This window comes from Telluribacter sp. (assembly GCF_035998675.1).
Taxonomy (GTDB): Bacteria; Bacteroidota; Bacteroidia; order Cytophagales; family Spirosomataceae; genus Telluribacter.
The window spans coordinates 158,461-175,701 of sequence record NZ_DASYHI010000020.1; the positions used below are offsets into that span (position 1 = coordinate 158,461).

At 48.4% G+C, this 17,241-nt stretch carries 16 protein-coding genes; 7 read left to right on the forward strand and 9 right to left on the reverse strand.

The window, feature by feature from the left end; genetic code table 11:
• Positions 1–2 precede the first annotated feature (2 nt).
• Positions 3–326, forward strand: a complete 324-nt coding sequence (gene trxA, locus VGN67_RS14745; protein ID WP_327487623.1) for a thioredoxin — start codon at positions 3–5, stop codon at positions 324–326.
• A 79-nt stretch (positions 327–405) separates the two neighbouring features.
• Here the strand turns inward: trxA and VGN67_RS14750 are convergent, their stop codons facing one another.
• From VGN67_RS14750 to VGN67_RS14780, 7 genes are all read right to left on the reverse strand, one after another.
• Positions 406–1,869, reverse strand: coding sequence for a TlpA disulfide reductase family protein (locus tag VGN67_RS14750; protein WP_327487624.1), 1,464 nt, complete (start codon positions 1,867–1,869; stop codon positions 406–408).
• A 219-nt stretch (positions 1,870–2,088) separates the two neighbouring features.
• Positions 2,089–3,306 (reverse strand): aspartate aminotransferase family protein, encoded by a 1,218-nt coding sequence (locus VGN67_RS14755; RefSeq protein WP_327487625.1) that lies wholly within the window; start codon positions 3,304–3,306, stop codon positions 2,089–2,091.
• Positions 3,307–3,338: 32 nt separating this feature from the next.
• Positions 3,339–4,535, reverse strand: coding sequence for a hypothetical protein (locus tag VGN67_RS14760; protein WP_327487626.1), 1,197 nt, complete (start codon positions 4,533–4,535; stop codon positions 3,339–3,341).
• A gap of 27 nt (positions 4,536–4,562) precedes the next feature.
• On the reverse strand, positions 4,563–5,405 hold the full coding sequence (locus VGN67_RS14765; protein ID WP_327487627.1) for a type 1 glutamine amidotransferase: 843 nt from the start codon (positions 5,403–5,405) through the stop codon (positions 4,563–4,565).
• Positions 5,406–5,513: 108 nt separating this feature from the next.
• A complete protein-coding gene (locus tag VGN67_RS14770) occupies positions 5,514–6,614 on the reverse strand; it encodes a carboxylate-amine ligase (RefSeq protein ID WP_327487628.1) in 1,101 nt (366 codons plus the stop codon).
• A gap of 22 nt (positions 6,615–6,636) precedes the next feature.
• Positions 6,637–7,674 carry a hypothetical protein gene (locus VGN67_RS14775; protein ID WP_327487629.1) on the reverse strand — a complete coding sequence of 346 codons (1,038 nt, stop codon included), beginning with the start codon at positions 7,672–7,674 and terminating at the stop codon, positions 6,637–6,639.
• 85 nt (positions 7,675–7,759) lie between these two features.
• Positions 7,760–8,470: an esterase family protein gene (locus tag VGN67_RS14780; RefSeq protein WP_327487630.1), complete on the reverse strand. Its 711-nt coding sequence runs from the start codon at positions 8,468–8,470 to the stop codon at positions 7,760–7,762.
• Positions 8,471–8,662: 192 nt separating this feature from the next.
• Between VGN67_RS14780 and VGN67_RS14785 the strand changes: the two genes are divergently transcribed.
• The 3 genes from VGN67_RS14785 (at position 8,663) to VGN67_RS14795 (ending at position 11,243) form a co-directional block, all read left to right on the forward strand.
• Positions 8,663–9,790, forward strand: coding sequence for a carboxypeptidase-like regulatory domain-containing protein (locus VGN67_RS14785; protein WP_327488408.1), 1,128 nt, complete (start codon positions 8,663–8,665; stop codon positions 9,788–9,790).
• A gap of 151 nt (positions 9,791–9,941) precedes the next feature.
• A complete protein-coding gene (locus tag VGN67_RS14790; RefSeq protein WP_327487631.1) occupies positions 9,942–10,739 on the forward strand; it encodes an alpha/beta hydrolase in 798 nt (265 codons plus the stop codon).
• Between the two features lie 57 nt (positions 10,740–10,796).
• Positions 10,797–11,243: a hypothetical protein gene (locus tag VGN67_RS14795; protein WP_327487632.1), complete on the forward strand. Its 447-nt coding sequence runs from the start codon at positions 10,797–10,799 to the stop codon at positions 11,241–11,243.
• Between the two features lie 4 nt (positions 11,244–11,247).
• On the opposite strand, the gene VGN67_RS14800 is transcribed toward VGN67_RS14795, so the two are convergent.
• Positions 11,248–12,267 carry an acyl-CoA reductase gene (locus VGN67_RS14800; protein WP_327487633.1) on the reverse strand — a complete coding sequence of 340 codons (1,020 nt, stop codon included), beginning with the start codon at positions 12,265–12,267 and terminating at the stop codon, positions 11,248–11,250.
• Positions 12,268–12,397: 130 nt separating this feature from the next.
• Between VGN67_RS14800 and VGN67_RS14805 the strand changes: the two genes are divergently transcribed.
• From VGN67_RS14805 to VGN67_RS14815, 3 genes are all read left to right on the forward strand, one after another.
• Positions 12,398–12,745 carry a 4Fe-4S dicluster domain-containing protein gene (locus VGN67_RS14805; protein WP_327487634.1) on the forward strand — a complete coding sequence of 116 codons (348 nt, stop codon included), beginning with the start codon at positions 12,398–12,400 and terminating at the stop codon, positions 12,743–12,745.
• Between the two features lie 348 nt (positions 12,746–13,093).
• Positions 13,094–14,311, forward strand: a complete 1,218-nt coding sequence (locus VGN67_RS14810; protein ID WP_327487635.1) for a porin — start codon at positions 13,094–13,096, stop codon at positions 14,309–14,311.
• A 51-nt stretch (positions 14,312–14,362) separates the two neighbouring features.
• On the forward strand, positions 14,363–15,691 hold the full coding sequence (locus VGN67_RS14815; RefSeq protein ID WP_327487636.1) for an ammonium transporter: 1,329 nt from the start codon (positions 14,363–14,365) through the stop codon (positions 15,689–15,691).
• A gap of 121 nt (positions 15,692–15,812) precedes the next feature.
• On the opposite strand, the gene mtaB is transcribed toward VGN67_RS14815, so the two are convergent.
• Positions 15,813–17,144, reverse strand: a complete 1,332-nt coding sequence (mtaB, locus tag VGN67_RS14820; protein ID WP_327487637.1) for a tRNA (N(6)-L-threonylcarbamoyladenosine(37)-C(2))-methylthiotransferase MtaB — start codon at positions 17,142–17,144, stop codon at positions 15,813–15,815.
• Positions 17,145–17,241 lie beyond the last annotated feature (97 nt).

Sequence of the window (17,241 nt, forward strand, 5' to 3'; positions counted from 1 at the left end):
ATATGGGAAAAGCACTTGAAGTAACCGACAACAACTTTGAAGAAATCATTCAAGGTGATAAACCAGTACTTGTAGATTTCTGGGCTGAATGGTGTGGGCCTTGTAAAATGATCGGCCCCGTTGTGGAGCAACTGGCTGGTGAGTACGAAGGCAAAGCCGTTATTGCCAAAATGGATGTTGATATGAATGCCCAGATTCCGGCTAAATTTGGTATCCGCAGCATTCCTACCCTGATGATTTTCAAAGGCGGCCAACTGGTAGATAAAGTAGTAGGTGCAGTACCTAAGTCGGTATTGGAGCAGAAATTGAACGAGCAGCTTGGGTAAAGCAGCTTTACCGATAAACGAAAGCCCCGAAAGTGTACCCTCCTTGGGCAGGCTTTCGGGGCTTCGGCCTGAAAGGCACCTACAATGAAGCCACCGGCGTGGCCTGCGCCAATACCTTTCTGATTTCCCTTTCCACTTCCCCGCTCGAAGGCCTCGCCGCCATGACGCTGACTATCCTTCCCTGCTGGTCAATGAGGAAGTAGCGCGGAATGCCCCAGATCATGTATTTTTTATAAACAGAAGAGTTAGCGTCCGCCTCCGGATTCTGGTTGATGTGAATGCCCGTCATATCCTGATTTTTTCGCAGGTACTTTTTCCATTCTTCTACTTCCTGGTCAACTGAGACGTACAGGAACGCCACCCGGTCGTTACCTTCAAATTGTTTTTTTATCTTTTTAGCATAAGGAAATTCACCCTTGCAGGGACCACACCAGGTAGCCCATATATCTACATAAACTACCTTTCCGCGTAGGTCGCTCAGGGAAAATTCTTTTCCATCGGAGTTGATGCCCCGGATGTCGGGAGCAACTTTACCCGGCAGGAGCGCCGCCCACTTCTGGTATTGGGTTTCAACGGAAGATTGATATTCTGAAGAAGGGTAGTGCTGTTTAAATTGAGTATAGAAGGAGTCGATAGCGGGAGTAATGCCGAAACTGGCTAAAGAATAGTCCAGAATCTTAGCTTGAAAGAACTCCTGAAAAGCGGGCGGTGGGCTAACTTCTTTTATCTTTTCGTAAGCTAAAAAAGGAAAGTTCTTACTTATTGAACCAACTTCTGTCTTACTGACGCCTTTGGGATACACCGAAGGGTACTTGTGCATGTAAAGGTAGAAATACAAAACCGACGCATAGGTAGGCATAGCCGTGCGAAGTAAGGTAGAGTCGAAAGGAATTTCTTTCCAGACGCTGCTGATGGCCCCAGGTATTTCCTTGTTTTCTGCCGCGAAATAATTATTCCAGAAAAATCGTTGTTTCGCCATTAACAAGCTAAGTTCATATCTATGCTTGAATAGTGTCCCTATTGCGGCCGATAGAGCCGTACTGTCCTGGTAGTGCCGGAGGAAGTCTGAAATTTTATTCTTTGTGGAATCAAGGCGGGCCAAAAAAGTCTCGGCACTGATTTCATTTTCGTAAAGGCCCGATTGCTGCCAGATTAAAACTTCCTGAGCCAGGTAGTGGTTTGCGTCAGCAGAGGTACCTTCAAAGCGTACCTGGTTCCCGGTTGTATCGTAGTGAATGGTAAGCTCATCGCCGGGTGTAAGGTATAGTGTCTGAAAATCATCGCCCAGCTGGAGTCGGGTAAATTGGGGTCGGGGTAATTCAAACTCCAGCAGAGTACTTCCAGCCGAATCTATTGTTAACTGAGCTATCACCAGATTCTCCAATGAGATCATATCCAGAGTATCCAACTGAACGTCTAGCAGGGCCTGCGGGATACTTCGAATGGAAAGCCTGACGGTGCGGGTACTTGATTGTGGTTGGCAACCAGCCATGAACCAGAATAAAGCCATTCCAAGTACAGCGAGGCGAAGGGTAGTTCTCATAAGGGGGAAGGAGCTGTGTGATAGTAGTGATTTATTGAAAGATACGTAGAAGGGAGGTATCGTTGGAAGAATCAAAAATATTTTTTCTTTCACTTCGAAAGGGTACCCGTTCTTTCTATTGCCACTACCCCCGGCCCTTCCTCCTCCGGAGGAAGGTAGTATTGCCAGTACTTATAAAAAAGTACCTTGCGCGGGCGTTTCTACCCCGGTTTGGTTGCCTTAAACGCCTACTTCAAGTACCCCCAGAATAATCTCGCAACCTTCTTTAATCTGTGCCTCCGTGATCGTCAGGGGCGGGGCAATGCGCATGGAATTGTCGCAGAAAAGAAACCAGTCGGTGATAACGCCTCGCTCAATACAGCGGTCTATTACTTTTTTAAGTACTTCAAATGAATCAAATTCAGCCGCCAGCATCAGGCCTTTTCCCCGTATTTCCTTAACCATGGGGTGCTGAATCAAGCTTTTTATCAAATCTCCCTTCGCGTTAGCTTGTTCTTCCAGCTGCTGGTCCCGTATAACCGTAAGGGTAGCCAGGGATGCCGCACAACTTACCGGATGCCCGCCAAAAGTGGTTATGTGCCCCAGAATCGGATTATTTTTAAAAACACTCATTACCTCCTGCGAGGCCATAAACGCCCCGATGGGCATACCTCCGCCCATACCTTTGGCGCTGACCAGTACATCCGGGTAAATACCATAGGGTTCAAAGGCCCAAAAGGTACCGGTACGGCCAAAGCCCGTCTGGATTTCATCCAGAATCAGCAAAGCCCCCACCTCGGTACAACGTTTCCGCAGCGCCTGCATATACGCCACCTCAGGTACCCGTACCCCCGCTTCTCCACCAACTACCTCTATCACTACCGCCGCCGTTTTGTTGGTAATCATGTCCAAATCCGCCGTAGCGCCGTGTTGTATCTGCCGGATGCCGGGGATGAGCGGCCGGAAGTTTCGTTTAAAAAATTCAGCTCCCGAAAGACTCAATGCCCCCTGGGTAGCCCCGTGGTACGCATTGAAGCAGGATATAACTTCGGGGCGACCGGTAAAGCGCTTCGCCAGTTTCAGGGCTCCTTCTATGGCCTCGGTACCGGAGTTAGAAAAGTAAACATTGTTAATGCGGCCATAAGGGGCTGTTTGGGCCTGAGGCAGATTCAATGTCTGGGTGAGGGCTTCGGCCAGCCGGACCTGCGGACTCTGGACAAATTCTCCGTATACCATCAGGTGCAGGTACTTGTCCATTTGTTGCTGAATGGCCGCCAGTACCGCCGGATGCCGGTGTCCCACGTTGCTTACCCCAATTCCCGAAATAAGGTCAAGGTAGCGCTGGCCATTGGTACCGTACATATAGACCCCTTCGGCCCGATCGATTTCAATGGCCAGGGGGAAATCGGAAGTCTGGGCCAGGTGATTAAAAAAAAGCTGTCGCTGATTTATATGCATTCTTGAAAGAACAAATTTAGAAAAGTACCACTTCAGAAAGGTTCAAAGAAGCAGGCGCTGCCACCAACCCAGGTAAAATCCTTGTTGAAGCGTACCCCAATCATTTCACCCCGGCTCAGGCGGCTCAGGCTGGTCAATAGGGTTGGTCGCTCGTCTGCATCCGGCCAAACGTACAGCATCCGGATTTCGCATTTGACCCTACCGTCCGGTGCCTCAATTACGGGTGCGTACACAACCTTGCGCTGTAAAATGTAGTTGTGCGGGTCTTCAATTTGTTGAAGTACCTCCGGGGTTACGTGTAGTTCAACGCCGGTACCGGCAAAGGAGAACAAGGGCTTTAGTACCCAATTTTCCAGGTCATCGGGAAAATTCCCCCCGTAATCGCTGACATAGCGCGTATCGGGAACGTACCTGCTTTGGAGCAGGGGCAGGGTAAATTTGCTTATCCGGAAAAACCAATTAGGGTGCCCCACCCAGGTCACGTCCACTTTGTCGGTAAAGTGAAAGCCAGTTGGCAGGTCGGGGAAGTTTTTTAAATCGTCAAATATTAAGCGGTTGTATATTCGCCTTACCTGGATTTTGCGCCCTTCCTGCTCATAGTATAGCCGACGGCCTTCCTTGATTAATCGGGTGTAGCAAATGGCCTTTACGCCCACTAGCTGCTCGGTAATAGCAAAATCAATCCGGGTTTTTTGCTGCTCGGGGTAAATTTCCAGCAGGATTACGTTCTCCGGATGTTCATCCGCCAGAATGGTCCGTTTCAATTTTTCTACGTATTCTTCCGGGCTGTTTACACCGAAGGCATAGGAAAACTCAGAAGGGACTGAAAAGTGTTTTCGGTACAACTCAGAGAGATACAACTGGTACCCAAACATGGACGGGAATCCCTGTAATTCGATTAACTGGGGTACGAGTTGTCCCTCCTGATCCTGACAAACTGCAAAATCTATGGCCAGAAAGGAAGTATGCCCATTTTCGTTGGGAACTGCCTCTCCGGCCGGAATGGCCCGGTCTGTTTTTTGAATAAAGTCCGGCGCGGCAATGGTACTTATGATCTCCTCGCAGGCTTCCACCATCTGCTCACCAAGTTTCCGGGGAATGAAAACGGGACTTTCCGCCACCCGAAAATCCAGCTTGTCAGGAAAATCAGTCTGGATGGCAGCCAGTAGTTGCTGGTACTTCTCTTCACTGAAAGTTTGGTTAAAGTTGGTCCGGGCGGTCTGGTGCATACATCGAAGGGTAAGGCGGGAAATAGTTCAGACCTGCTGGGGGGTAAACAGCCGCTGCGCGGCCCTTGACAGGAAGCCCGGCAAAATAGTAGAACCAGTCAAGAGAATCTTGTCCGGATCGTTCAAATGCTCAATCATGGCGTTATACTTATCCAGACCGTGATTTTTAACAATGTTTGCTTTTTTATCTTCCTTCAAAAAGTACCTGAGCATCCCTTCGGCGTCGGCTTCGGGATGAAACTGGGTACCAACAATCTCTTTGGAAAACCGAATGGCCATAACAGCCCGTTCCAGGTTAACGTGGGGGCGGATTTTTTCCAGACACAGTACCTTAGCCCCCATTTGTTCCAGGACGTGGTGGTTGGGTTGAATAACCTGGTACTCGCGGGAGTCAACCACCCAGAAAGGGTCGTTGAGCCCGGAAAACAGAGGCTCCTGGTGAGCCGAACGGGTCATGTGGACGGGAAAGGTACCAAAAGACGTAGACCGGCGCTTGCCAACCGAGCCGATTTGCCAATGAACGCAGGCCATCTGAAACGAATGGCAAATCAGGAACAGCGGCTTTTTTATCCGGTTGCGACGGTTGGCATTATGGGCCCAGATTTGGTCCAGAAAATTGAAAAAACGCCGTTCCCATACGGTGCCTTCCACCATTGGGCTTCCCGGCCCACCCGTTGAAATGTAAGCGTCGAAGCTTAGGTCAGGTACCTCATGGTGCTGACGCACATCAAACACCTGGTACTGTACCGGTAGTCCTTCTTTTAGTCCAAAATCTTCAATATGCTGTTTTATACAGCGCATTCCTTCGTTCTCCACCCCGTTGTACATGTCCAGGACGGCGATACGAAAGGCCTGTTTTTCTATATTCATATGTAAAATTAATGAGTGAATTAGAAATTGAGCGAATAAAGGATTCCAAATGGAAGATTTTCCAAAAAAGATTCACTCATTCACAATTCACTAATTCAAAATAATCATTTACCCAATTCCAATCCTGGTCTCAGATACTATATAATCAACGACGGCCGCCATATCATTAGTTTCCTCAAAAACAGCCAATTGGCGGTCGGCACCGGAACCCATTTCCAAAATCCGGTGAACGTATTCCACTTCGTGACGGCTTCCCAGCTCATCTACTACATCGTCAATGAAGTCGAGTAGTTCGTGGATCAGTTGTTTAAACTCCACTTCCTCCTGCTTGCCAAAATCAATCAGCTTGCTATGAATACCATACCGGGCCGCCCGCCACTTGTTTTCGTTGATCAAGATGCGGCGGTAGGGGCGGAAGTTGAGGTTTTTCTTGTGTAGTTTATGGATCTTGGCCACGAGCGCCTGCATAATGGCCGCCAGACAAACGGTTTCGTCCGTCCGCATAGGTACATCACAAATCCTGAACTCGATGGTATTGAAAAACGGATGCAACCGGATGTCCCACCAGATTTTCTTGCCGTTATCAATACATTTTGTCTTGATGAGCAGGTTGAGGTACTCGTCGTATTCGGCGGCGCTGGAGAAAAAATCGGGTATGCCCGTGCGGGGAAATTTATCGAAAACTTTGGAACGGTACGATTTAAACCCGGTATTGCGCCCGCACCAGAAAGGCGAATTGGTAGACAAAGCGTATATATGGGGCAAAAAGTACCGCACCGCATTCATGATATGAATGCCTTCGTTGCGGTTTTCAATGCCCACGTGTACGTGCAAACCGAATATGAGATTACCCCGGGCTACGTCGCGCATTTCGTCAATCAATTCATCGTACCGGGGATCGTCGGTAATAAGCTGGTCTACCCAGTCGGCGAAGGGGTGGGTACCCGCGGCGGCTACCCGCAGGTCCTGCTCACCCGCCAGGTCCAGGATCATTTTACGCAGGTACGTAACTTCATCCCGTGCTTCCTGGATATTGTAACAGATATTGGTACCTACCTCCACCACGGCCTGGTGCATTTCGGCCTTTACCCGTTCCTTCAGGATTATTTTCCCCCCTTCAACCAGCTTTGACATGTGCGAACGCAGGTTTCGCGTTACGGGGTCAATGGTCTGAAATTCTTCTTCAATACCCAGAGTGAATGCCGGCATAGGATAGTCGGTTAGGTCAAGATTATTTTTTTCCGGGGGCAGCGGTACCGGGTTTTTTGGGTTTTGCGGCTGCTCCATTGGCTTCACCGGCCGGTTCGGTCGGCGCGGTGGTACCTACCGCCGACCGGACAAAGGTACCCCAGGTCAGATTGTCCTTTCCGGGTTTTTGCTTTTTGGCCCGTTCAATCGCCATGTTGGCGGCGGCTTCCACAATCCATTCAAAATTGTTGTGCCCTACCGAATATACATCCGCATCGGGTGCCGGATTACAAAAATCAATGGCAATGGGGACCCCGTCGCGTACAGCAAACTCAACCGTATTGAAATCATATCCCAGCGCTTTGTTGAGGCGAAGTACATAGTCTTTTATGGTAGCCAGCAATTTTTTACCGGCCGGTCCTTCGGTATTCATCTGGGCCGCGTAGCGCAGGTGGTGCGGATTGCGCGGCTCGTAGGGCATAATATGTACTTCTTTTTGTCCAATGCAGTAGCAACGGAAATAATCGGTAAAAACTATTTCCTCCTGCAGCATCATGACCAACTGGCCGGTTTCCTGGTGTTTTCTCCACAAATCATGGGGGTCTTCCACCCGGTACACGCTTTTCCAGCCCCCCCCGGCGTGGGGTTTCATGTAAGCCGGAAAACCAATGTACTCAAACATGGCTTCCCAGTCCAGAGGAAATTTCAGGTTGCGGAAAGAAGTTTCGAACGTATCGGTCGGTCGCTCGTGCGAAGGCAGAATCACCGTTTTGGGAACGGGTACGCCAATCTTTTCGGCCAGACAGTTATTGAAAAATTTTTCGTCGGCGCTCCACCAGAACGGATTATTTATAACGGCAGTCCCACTAAGGGCGGCGTTTTTCAGGTACGACCGGTAAAAGGGGACATCCTGGGAAATGCGGTCAATGATTACGGCATACTCAGTTGGTTCGGCCTGAACAACCTTGCCAATGCTTACCGGCTCGGCTACTATCCCTTTTTCTCCCTTACTATTTACACGCTCAATAAAGGCCTGAGGAAAAGTGTTTTCCATGCCGTGCAGAATTCCAATTTTTTTCATGGGAGCTTTGGGTTTTACTGACTTTAGTTTGGGTTAATGAATGCGGTAAGGGGTTGCTCTTTTTGCGACCTACAAGATAAGTACTTTACTGGGCCATTTTGGAAAGGTAATCAGGGAACATCTGCCGCCACAGGGGCCAGTCGTGTAACTCGCGTCCTCTGATGTCTAACCAGTGATCTATCCCTTTGTTATTTAAAATCCGGGACATAATTAAATTTCCATTGAGACAGATATCCCATTCTGAACTACCCAATACGATATTCATATGCGCGAAGCGCCAGCCCTGGTCATTAGGAATATAGTCCACCGGATTGGTAAAGTACACGTTCTGGTCGTAGTACCCATTGAGGAAGCTCCGGATATCAAAATCGCCGCTCATACTTAATAAGTAGGCTACCTGGTCGGGGTGGCGGAAGGCGAAGTTCAGGGCGTGGAAGCCACCAAAACTACAACCGCCCACGGCAATCCGGTCTACCTGGCACTCCCGCTGAATATAGGGAACCAGCTCATTGGCCAGAAATTTATCGTATTGTATATAGTTTTGTACACGCTGAGCAGGGGGAAGGTGTTTCCCGTACCACGTTTCGGCGTCAAGGGTATCTATACAATAAATCTTAAATTTGCCGGATTCGACAAAACCCCGGACGGATTCTATCAGTCCCTGGTCTTTGGCTTCGTAGTACCGGTTGAGGGTACTTGGGAAAAGCAGGATAGGGTACCCCCAGTTGCCAAACACCAGCATTTCAACGTCACGGGAAAGGCAATGTGAATAGTATTTAATATATTGTTCTTGCAAAATTCTGCCCGGATTTAATGTTCAAACAGATTGGGAAAGATACAAAACAAAACTAAGGAAGCAAATCCGGGGCGTCGCCTAAAACCTGCAGATGCCCGCCAGAATATGGCCCGAAACCTGCCCAGAGAACTGGGTTTGATCGGAGTTGTATGAGTATGGGCAGTACTGGCTACGCAGGCACAGCAGGCAACCATCAGGGGAAGGGTGCTGGATGAAACGACCAGCCAGCCGCTGGAATTTGTATCGGTGTACCTCAATACCACTACCATAGGTACCCTGACCAATGAAAAAGGTGAATTCACGATTCCGGTGCGGGCAGGCAGGTACGAGCTGATTGTATCCATGGTAGGCTACGAACCTATTATTTATCCCATAGAAACCTCCCGGCTTCCCTCGGCTTACGTATTCAAACTTTCTCAGCAGAACCATACACTTAACAGTATTCAGGTAAAAGCAAAGCGCGGAAAAGAATGGTACGACAATCTGGAAGTATTTAAAGAAAATTTCCTGGGCCGGGGTGAGCTGGCCCGCGGCAGTAAACTTAAAAATCCGGAAGTACTTATCATTGATTACAATCGTTCACAAGGTACCCTCAAGGTTAGTGCGACCGACCTTATTCAGATTGAAAACCCTGCACTTGGCTACCAGATAAGTTACCTGCTGGTAGCATTTGAATTCATCATTCCCGAGCGTTACGTCTCTTATCTGGGCTACCCCCGCTACGAACCCATGACCGGCAATGCCCGCCGACAACGACGTTGGGAACGAAACCGGTTAATTGCCTACCAAGGTTCTACGATGCACTTTGTAAGGTCGCTCCGGCAACAGCGGCTGGAAGAAGAAGGGTACAACCTGAGGCGACTGCACCGCAGCCCCAATCCGGACCGCCCGTCGGACGAAGAATTGGAAGAGGCCCGGAAGCAGCTCAGGGCCGGGGGAGGTTGGGATATGGTACCTGAACATGACCCCCTCCGGCAAGTACTTTCCAAGTCGAACCTGCCCAAAATGATTGAGCGCCTGGACACCACGCAGGTACCTTACCAGGACTACCTCCGTAAGGATAGCAGTAGCGTTACAATGGCTTTTGACGGGTACTTTCAGGTAGTGTATACGGGTGAAAAAGAAGAATGGGATTACGTAACAAGTAGCTTTCAGCGCCGTATCCCTACTTTCCAGACTTCGGTACTTTCTTTACATTCCAATTCTGTTATACTGGACGAGCTGGGCGAGTTTATTGAACCACTTAATGTATTTGTGGAGGGCTACTGGAGCTGGGAAAAAGTTGCTCATTCCCTGCCGTACGATTACCTCCCCCGCTAGGGCAACCATGGCCGGAAGAAACCCACTTTTTTTCTTATCATTAGCACCTTTTTCCAAGTTTTGATACCTTATATACTTTTCCATTTAATGATTTTCCAGGCCACCAACGGGCTTTCAGCCCCTGACCAGGGAGTAAGTAGCCGATAGTACTATGCAATCTATTCAATGCCTGAGTGATTCTCTGACCTCCAGGTACCTGGGGCGAAAAGTAATGTTAACCGTACTCCTGCCGCCGGAATATTCCCAAACGGAAGCGAGGCTGCCCTTGCTGCTGGTCCACGATGGGCAGGATTTTCCGGCACTTACTTTCTCTGAAATTCTTGAAGAGAGCTTTCGGGAGCAACGGGTAAAACCCCTAATGGTGGTGGGGGTACATGCCAATAAAGATCGACTTTCTGAATACGGCACCGCCCACACGCCCGACTATGCGGGCCGTGGAAACAAGGCGGCACTGCATGCCCAGTTTGTATTGGAAGAATTGCTGCCCTACCTGGAAGAAAAGTACGGGGCTACCCGGGAAGCAAAAGACCGGGTAGTAGCCGGGTTTTCCCTGGGGGGACTCATGGCCCTGGATTTAGCCTGGAACCATAGCCGCATTTTTTCAAAAGTCGGTGTGTTTTCGGGCGCTTTGTGGTGGCGAAAAAAAGCCTTCGACAAGGACTACCTCGATAGCTACCGGATAATGCACCAGCAGATCAGACAAACGGAAAGCCGACCCAGCTTAAAGTTCTGGTTCCAGACTGGTACAAACGATGAAACCGATGATAGGGATGGAGATGGAGTTATTGATTCAATAGACGATACGCTCGACTGCATCGCCGAGCTGGAAAGGAAAGGCTACCGCTGGGGCAAGGAGGTCGAATACGTGGAAGTGGCAGGTGGTGAACACAATCCCAAGACTTGGGGTAAGGTAATGCCGCAATTTTTGATTTGGGCTTTTGGAAGATAGTTTTATATATAGTTTAATTATCTATATTTGTAGTATAGATAATTAAACTATATATATATGAAAAGAGTGCTACTGCTGCTTTTGATACTGCCCTATTTATGTTGCGGACAGAAGTCCCGAAAGCCACCCATGTTTGATCCACCTCGTGGCTCTAAAATTATTTATTTGTACTATGACCAGTCGGATGCTGAAGCGTACCAATCGGCCCTCCGAATGATTCAGTCCCACGGGTGGTCACTGGCGCAGCAGGATACTATTGCTGGTCTGCTCGAAACAAGCTTGTTTCCCCTATCACCAGGCTACGATATGATGATTAGGCTTACCTTACAGGATAGAAAAATACAACTCCGGGGTTATTGTTTTAACTACCTCGGTATGGAGTTTGAGGCTGAATGTGGGGCATTAATGAGGGGGCCTTTACTGGCTTTTAACCGACTCAATGCCTTTGCATATTCGCTAAGAGGGAGACTAAATACCATGCGATTTGCCTACGCAAAAGAATAGGTACTTATAACTTACTCAAAAACGCCATAGTATCTACTCCATCGGCAAAATCACTTAATCCGGGCCTTTGCGCTTTTCCTAAGGGAACAGTAGCCAACGGATTGGTAGCCATACCCACCACACATTGAATCTTCTCTTTGTCCTCCTCCAGGTGCTGCCTTACCTCATCCAGATTTTCGCAGGGCTCAAAGTTGACCACACTAAGTGGAGATACAAGGGCCTTATTCTGATGCACAATCAAAAAGCCATTGTCCAGGTGGGCCTCGCCGTTTACCAGAAGTATTGACTTATTGTATTCGTAATTATTGAAAAACTTGTGGTGATTGCGGCAATACGACTCAAACGGTTGCACGGCTTCAAAGAAAGGGGTGAAGTCATAGCCCGTGGGTACAAATAGCTTGGCCACATTTCGACAGCCCAGCCCGTAGTACCTTAATATATCTTCTCCCAGCGCAGTCAGTTCTTCCCGGCTCTCTTCTCCGGTCAGGACCGCCACCGCCACGCGGTTTTTCCGGATAATACTGGGTTTCCGGCCCAGGTAGTATTCAAAGTACCGGGCGGTGTTGTCGCTACCGGTCGCTATATAAGCCTCGGCGTCATTGAGCCGCTCGGAAATCTGGATATAATCATGAAAGGCCGGTTCAATCAGGCAGATCTTGTCCAGCAGAAATTTAATCAACACACTATCGTCTGTACTTAGCTTGGCCAGTAGAGTGTGGCCGCTTAGCAGCACAGCCATAGCGTCGTGAAAACCCGCCGCCGGTATGTTGCCGGCCATGATAACTCCTACTTTTCTGGAGGTAGCAGGCTCGGGGTAGCGGTCTGCCCACTCTTTCAGCGCTTCCGCAGTAAGGTACCTTTCTCCGATGGATTGCAATGAATTCAGGACGTTTTCCGGCGTAAACCAGTTATTGGTCAGGTTAGCCCGAAAGGCCCAATCTTCCAGCAGCAGTGCATTGGCCGGGTCGGTGAGGTACTCTCCAAGTAATTCAAATGTTTTATAGCGGGTTGTTCTGAATATCATACCAAATGTTCTTTAAATAATTACAGCACAAAGCATTTATGCTATTTTCTAATTGTTATGAAACTATAAATAGTTATATTTGTTGATTAGAAATAGTGAATGTCGAACAAATATAAACAATCCGACGACCATGGCTATAATGATAACCGATGAATGCATCAATTGTGGTGCCTGCGAGCCAGAATGCCCTAACACAGCTATATACGAAGGAGGAGTGGAGTGGACCTGGGGTGACGGTACCAGTCTTGATGAAGTTGATTTTGGAGATGGGACTATTGTAAGTGGTAAAGAAAAACAGTCTCCCGTATCCAACGAATTTTACTATATAGTATCTGATAAATGTACCGAATGCGTCGGATTTCATGAAGAGCCCCAGTGTGCCGCAGTTTGTCCGGTTGACTGCTGTGTACCTGATCCTGACCACGAAGAAGAACAGGATACACTTTTAGCCAAAAAAGCCTGGTTGCACGCCGAATAGATATATACGTACTTTTAATGCCCCGGCCCACCCGACAGGTGGGCTTTTTTTTGTGCCCTACCTATGGCTTTCGCAGGATATTTCCACCAAAATACATTTCAAGTGTGTGTAGGTAACAAAAGATAAAATTTGGCAAAAAGTCACAATTACAGAATAAGGTCCAATATTTAATTTTTATAAAAACTGGGCAATTATGGGTATATATAAATATGGATTTTCACTTTTTAAGGAATTTTAGCCTAAAAGTACTATTATTCATACTTGTCTATTTGATGATAATCATAAATAGTTAATATTTGTCATCGAAATGATAGCTGATCGAATTTACCCACCTAACAAAATAAAATTATGAAGAAGTTCTATTTAGCAGCATTATCTATTATGGTACCTCTTTTGGGTTTTACCAAGGAGGGCGACAAAAAGGCTGACCAGACCGAAGAGGTTAAAAAAGCCGAAGACACCAAGGCCGATGAGGAAAAGAAAGGTGTCTTTACATTTTCCGGGTATCTGGATTCCTACTACGTAGCCAACCTGAACCGCCCGGCTTCCCGCTCCAATATGGGTGCTTCTAACGCCCGTGTTTTCGACCAGCGTTCCGGACAATTTCAGATTGGTTTGGTGCAGACGAAAATGACCTATACCAATGACAAATCAGAAGCTGTCGTTGACCTAACCTTTGGTCCCAATGCCGACCTGGGTAACTATGGTAACCTGATCGGCCCCCTTGATTCTATCAGTACGGCGCTTACTATCAAACAGGCTTACTTCACCTACAACTTTACCGATAAGTTTTCCATGACGGCGGGTCAGTTTGGTACCCACATCGGTTATGAAGTCATTGACGCTCCGGTCAACTTCAATTATTCCCTGTCGAACCTGTTCAACAACGGTCCTTTTTATCATACCGGCTTAAAAGCTACCTACGCTTTTTCGGATAAAGCCTCCCTGATGATGGGCTTTGTCAATAACGTAGACGGCCTGGGCGATAACAACCGTAAGAAAGGCTTTATCAGCCAGCTGTTTTTTGCTCCCGTTGAAAACTGGAACGTGTACCTGAACTACATAGGAAGTAACGAAGCCGCCGAAGACCCTGCTACCGGTACTACACCCGATGCTTACTACCGCGTTATTGACCTTACTACCAGCTACCAGGTTACCGAAAGATTCCTGCTGGGACTTAATGCTGCCTACGGTGGACAAAAAGGAGATTATCAGAGTGGTGGCGGACCCTCAGAAGTAAAGACCTGGGGTGGTGCTGCCGTATACGCTAACCTGGCCCTAACTGACTACTTCGCACTGGGAGGCCGCTACGAAAACTTCAACAACAAAAGCGGCGTTCGCGGCCTGGTAAACAGCCTGGGAGAAGGTACTTCGGTTAACTCCTTTACGCTAACCGGCAATTTTACCCTCGCCGATGGCCATGTACTGTTGAAGCCCGAAGTACGGCTGGACAGCTACCCAAAAGTACCGGGTGCCAACGAAGTACAGCAGTTTGAAGATTCAAAAGGCAACTTCACCAACAACAGTCAGACTACCGTTGGAATGGCCTTCATCTATAGGTTCTAAAATACAACCCATCAAAAAATAAAAGCAAGTACAACCAAAACCATCAAGATTATGCAAAAGTTTAATTTCATTCCTCTGATTATTCTGCTGTCGGTGAGCCTGATAGGGGTGTTTCTGCCCTCGGCACCCGCCCAAATCGTAACCGAAGGACTTGACACGGGCGACATGGCCTGGATGCTGGTTGCTTCGGCGATGGTACTGCTCATGACGCCCGGTCTGGCGTACTTTTACGGTGGAATGGTGAATAATAAAAACGTTATATCAACCATGCTGCAGAGTTTTATTGCTATGGGTGTTATCAGCGTTCTGTGGGTAGTAGTTGGTTTCAGTGTAGCCTTTGGTGAGTCCATCGGTGGTATCATTGGTAATCCTACTACGTATTTCATGTTTAACGGTGTACTTGAAAGCAAGCCCTGGTCACTGGCTCCCACCATACCTTTGGCCCTGTTTGCCTTCTTCCAGTTGAAATTCGCCGTAATTACCCCCGCCCTGGTTACAGGTTCCATGGCCGAGCGTATCAACTTTCGCTCTTACGTACTTTTCATGATTCTTTTCAGCCTGTTCGTGTACGCTCCCTTGGCACACTGGACCTGGCATCCCGAAGGACTGCTGTTTAACATGGGCGTTCTTGATTTTGCTGGTGGTACCGTTGTTCACATGTCGGCTGGTTGGGCTGCCCTTGCCGGTGCCCTGTACCTGAAGCGCCGTCGCTCGCACGTTGAGGCCAGTGTACTTCCTCCTGCCAACATTCCTTTTGTATTGTTAGGTACGGGCTTGCTATGGTTCGGTTGGTTTGGATTTAACGCCGGTTCGGCGGTAGGTGCTTCGGCCCTGGCAGTTTCAGCTTTCGCAACTACCAACACTGCCGCTGGTGCAGCCGGCCTGGCCTGGGTACTTTTTGACGCGGCCAAAGGCAAAAAAGTATCAGCGCTTGGTTTTTGTATCGGTGCCGTTGTAGGTTTGGTAGCTATTACTCCGGCTGCCGGTTTTGTAACGATTCCCGTAGCTATATTTATTGGCACTATTTCATCCATCATCAGTAACTACATTGCTCACCTGCGTACAAAGTCAGCGCTTGATGATACCCTGGATGTATTCCCCTGCCATGGTGTAGGTGGTATGGTCGGTATGATCATGACCGGTGTATTTGCAACGTCAAGTGTTAACAGTGGGGTGGTAGATCAGGGTTTGGCTTACGGTGAAACTACGCTTTTCATTAACCACATGATTGCCCTGGTACTGGTTTCGGCCTTTGCTTTCATCATGTCCTTTATTCTTCTGAAAGTAACTGACCTGATCCTGCCGCTGCGTGTTACCGAGGACGATGAGAAGGTAGGTCTGGATATCAGCCAGCACGACGAATTTCTGGTGGAAGCTTAATCAATAGATTAGGTCCGCCTACATAGCAACAAAACCACAGTGCATCTGTGGTTTTGTTGTACTTCGGAAAGTTGCCTGCCTTTGGCGGGCAACTTCTTTTTTATAGGCAGGGGAGTCGGTTTCAGGAATGCGTCAGGATTTGGGTTTCGGCCTCATCCACCTCCATCAGTCCACTTTCATTTAGTCCGGTCAGTACTACCTTTTTGGTTTCGTTTATCAGCAGCGGGTCGTAGCGGGCCGTTACCCGCACGTAGTTTTCGGTAAAGCCCTGCATCATTCCACCCTGAATATCCTCTTCAAATAGGACGGTGGCCGGCCGACCAACCTGCTGCTCGTAGAAAAACCGCTTTTTCTTTTCGGAAAGGATATGGAGCATTTTGCTGCGTTCGGCCCGCTCCCTGACCGGTACCACCGGACGTATCGTTAACGCGGATGTATTGGGGCGCTCGGAGTAGGTAAAAACGTGCAGATACGAAATATCCAGGTCGTTAAGAAACCGGTAGGTTTCCAGGAAATCATCCTGGGTTTCGCCGGGGTGCCCCACTATGACATCCACCCCGATGCAGCAGTGCGGCATTAGGGCCTTGATTTTTTTTATCCGGTCAATGTATAAGGCTGAGCGATACCTCCGGCGCATCAGCCCCAGCATTTTATCGGAACCTGACTGGAGCGGAATATGAAAGTGAGGTACAAAGCGTTTGGATTGGGCCACAAATTCAATTACTTCGTCGGTAAGCAAATTGGGTTCTATGGAAGAAATCCGGAACCTGGCAATTCCATCCACTTCATCCAGCGCTTTCACCAAATCCAGGAAATATTCCTGACGCTGCCCGTCCCGAATACCGAAATCACCGATATTCACCCCCGTAAGTACTATTTCCTTCACCCCCTGCTGAGCAATTTCCAGAGCTGCCTTCACCACATTCTCCACCGAGTCGGAACGACTCTTACCCCGGGCCAGCGGTATGGTGCAGTAGGCGCAGGGGTAGTCACAGCCGTCCTGTACTTTCAGAAAAGTACGGGTGCGGTCGTTGAGCGAATAGGAAGTATGGTAGTCAATGGCTTCTTCAATGGGGGAGGCCAGTACCCGGGCTTTGGATGCTACCGGGTCTTTCTCAAACGTATCGAGCAGTTCAACGAGCCGGAATTTCTCGGCGGCCCCAAGTACCACGTCCACACCGGGAATTTCGGCTATTTCTCTGGGCTTTAACTGGGCATAGCATCCAACAATGGCCACATAACCAGCGGGATTTATCTGCTGAGCCTCCCGAACAATCTTCCGGCATTTTTTATCCGCATTGTCGGTAACTGAGCAGGTATTAATAATGAATATATCCGGCTGTTCATTAAACTCCACCTTCCGGTACCCCTTCTGTTCAAACATCCGGGAAATGGTTGAAGTCTCGGAATAGTTGAGCTTACAGCCTAAGGTATAAAAAGCTACTTTCTTCATTTTAACTCTATTATCACGCAAAAGTACAAAATCGGGAACATATTACAGTGTACTTGAGTCGGAGACAGTCTGACGGGTACAGAAGTACCTGATGATA

Coding starts and splice junctions, on each gene's coding strand:
- trxA (WP_327487623.1), top strand. CDS start 3: ATGGGAAAAGCACTTGAAGTAACCGACAACAACTTTGAAGAAATCATT.
- VGN67_RS14750 (WP_327487624.1), bottom strand. CDS start 1,869: ATGAGAACTACCCTTCGCCTCGCTGTACTTGGAATGGCTTTATTCTGG.
- VGN67_RS14755 (WP_327487625.1), bottom strand. CDS start 3,306: ATGCATATAAATCAGCGACAGCTTTTTTTTAATCACCTGGCCCAGACT.
- VGN67_RS14760 (WP_327487626.1), bottom strand. CDS start 4,535: ATGCACCAGACCGCCCGGACCAACTTTAACCAAACTTTCAGTGAAGAG.
- VGN67_RS14765 (WP_327487627.1), bottom strand. CDS start 5,405: ATGAATATAGAAAAACAGGCCTTTCGTATCGCCGTCCTGGACATGTAC.
- VGN67_RS14770 (WP_327487628.1), bottom strand. CDS start 6,614: ATGCCGGCATTCACTCTGGGTATTGAAGAAGAATTTCAGACCATTGAC.
- VGN67_RS14775 (WP_327487629.1), bottom strand. CDS start 7,674: ATGAAAAAAATTGGAATTCTGCACGGCATGGAAAACACTTTTCCTCAG.
- VGN67_RS14790 (WP_327487631.1), top strand. CDS start 9,942: ATGCAATCTATTCAATGCCTGAGTGATTCTCTGACCTCCAGGTACCTG.
- VGN67_RS14795 (WP_327487632.1), top strand. CDS start 10,797: ATGAAAAGAGTGCTACTGCTGCTTTTGATACTGCCCTATTTATGTTGC.
- VGN67_RS14800 (WP_327487633.1), bottom strand. CDS start 12,267: ATGATATTCAGAACAACCCGCTATAAAACATTTGAATTACTTGGAGAG.
- VGN67_RS14805 (WP_327487634.1), top strand. CDS start 12,398: ATGGCTATAATGATAACCGATGAATGCATCAATTGTGGTGCCTGCGAG.
- VGN67_RS14810 (WP_327487635.1), top strand. CDS start 13,094: ATGAAGAAGTTCTATTTAGCAGCATTATCTATTATGGTACCTCTTTTG.
- VGN67_RS14815 (WP_327487636.1), top strand. CDS start 14,363: ATGCAAAAGTTTAATTTCATTCCTCTGATTATTCTGCTGTCGGTGAGC.
- mtaB (WP_327487637.1), bottom strand. CDS start 17,144: ATGAAGAAAGTAGCTTTTTATACCTTAGGCTGTAAGCTCAACTATTCC.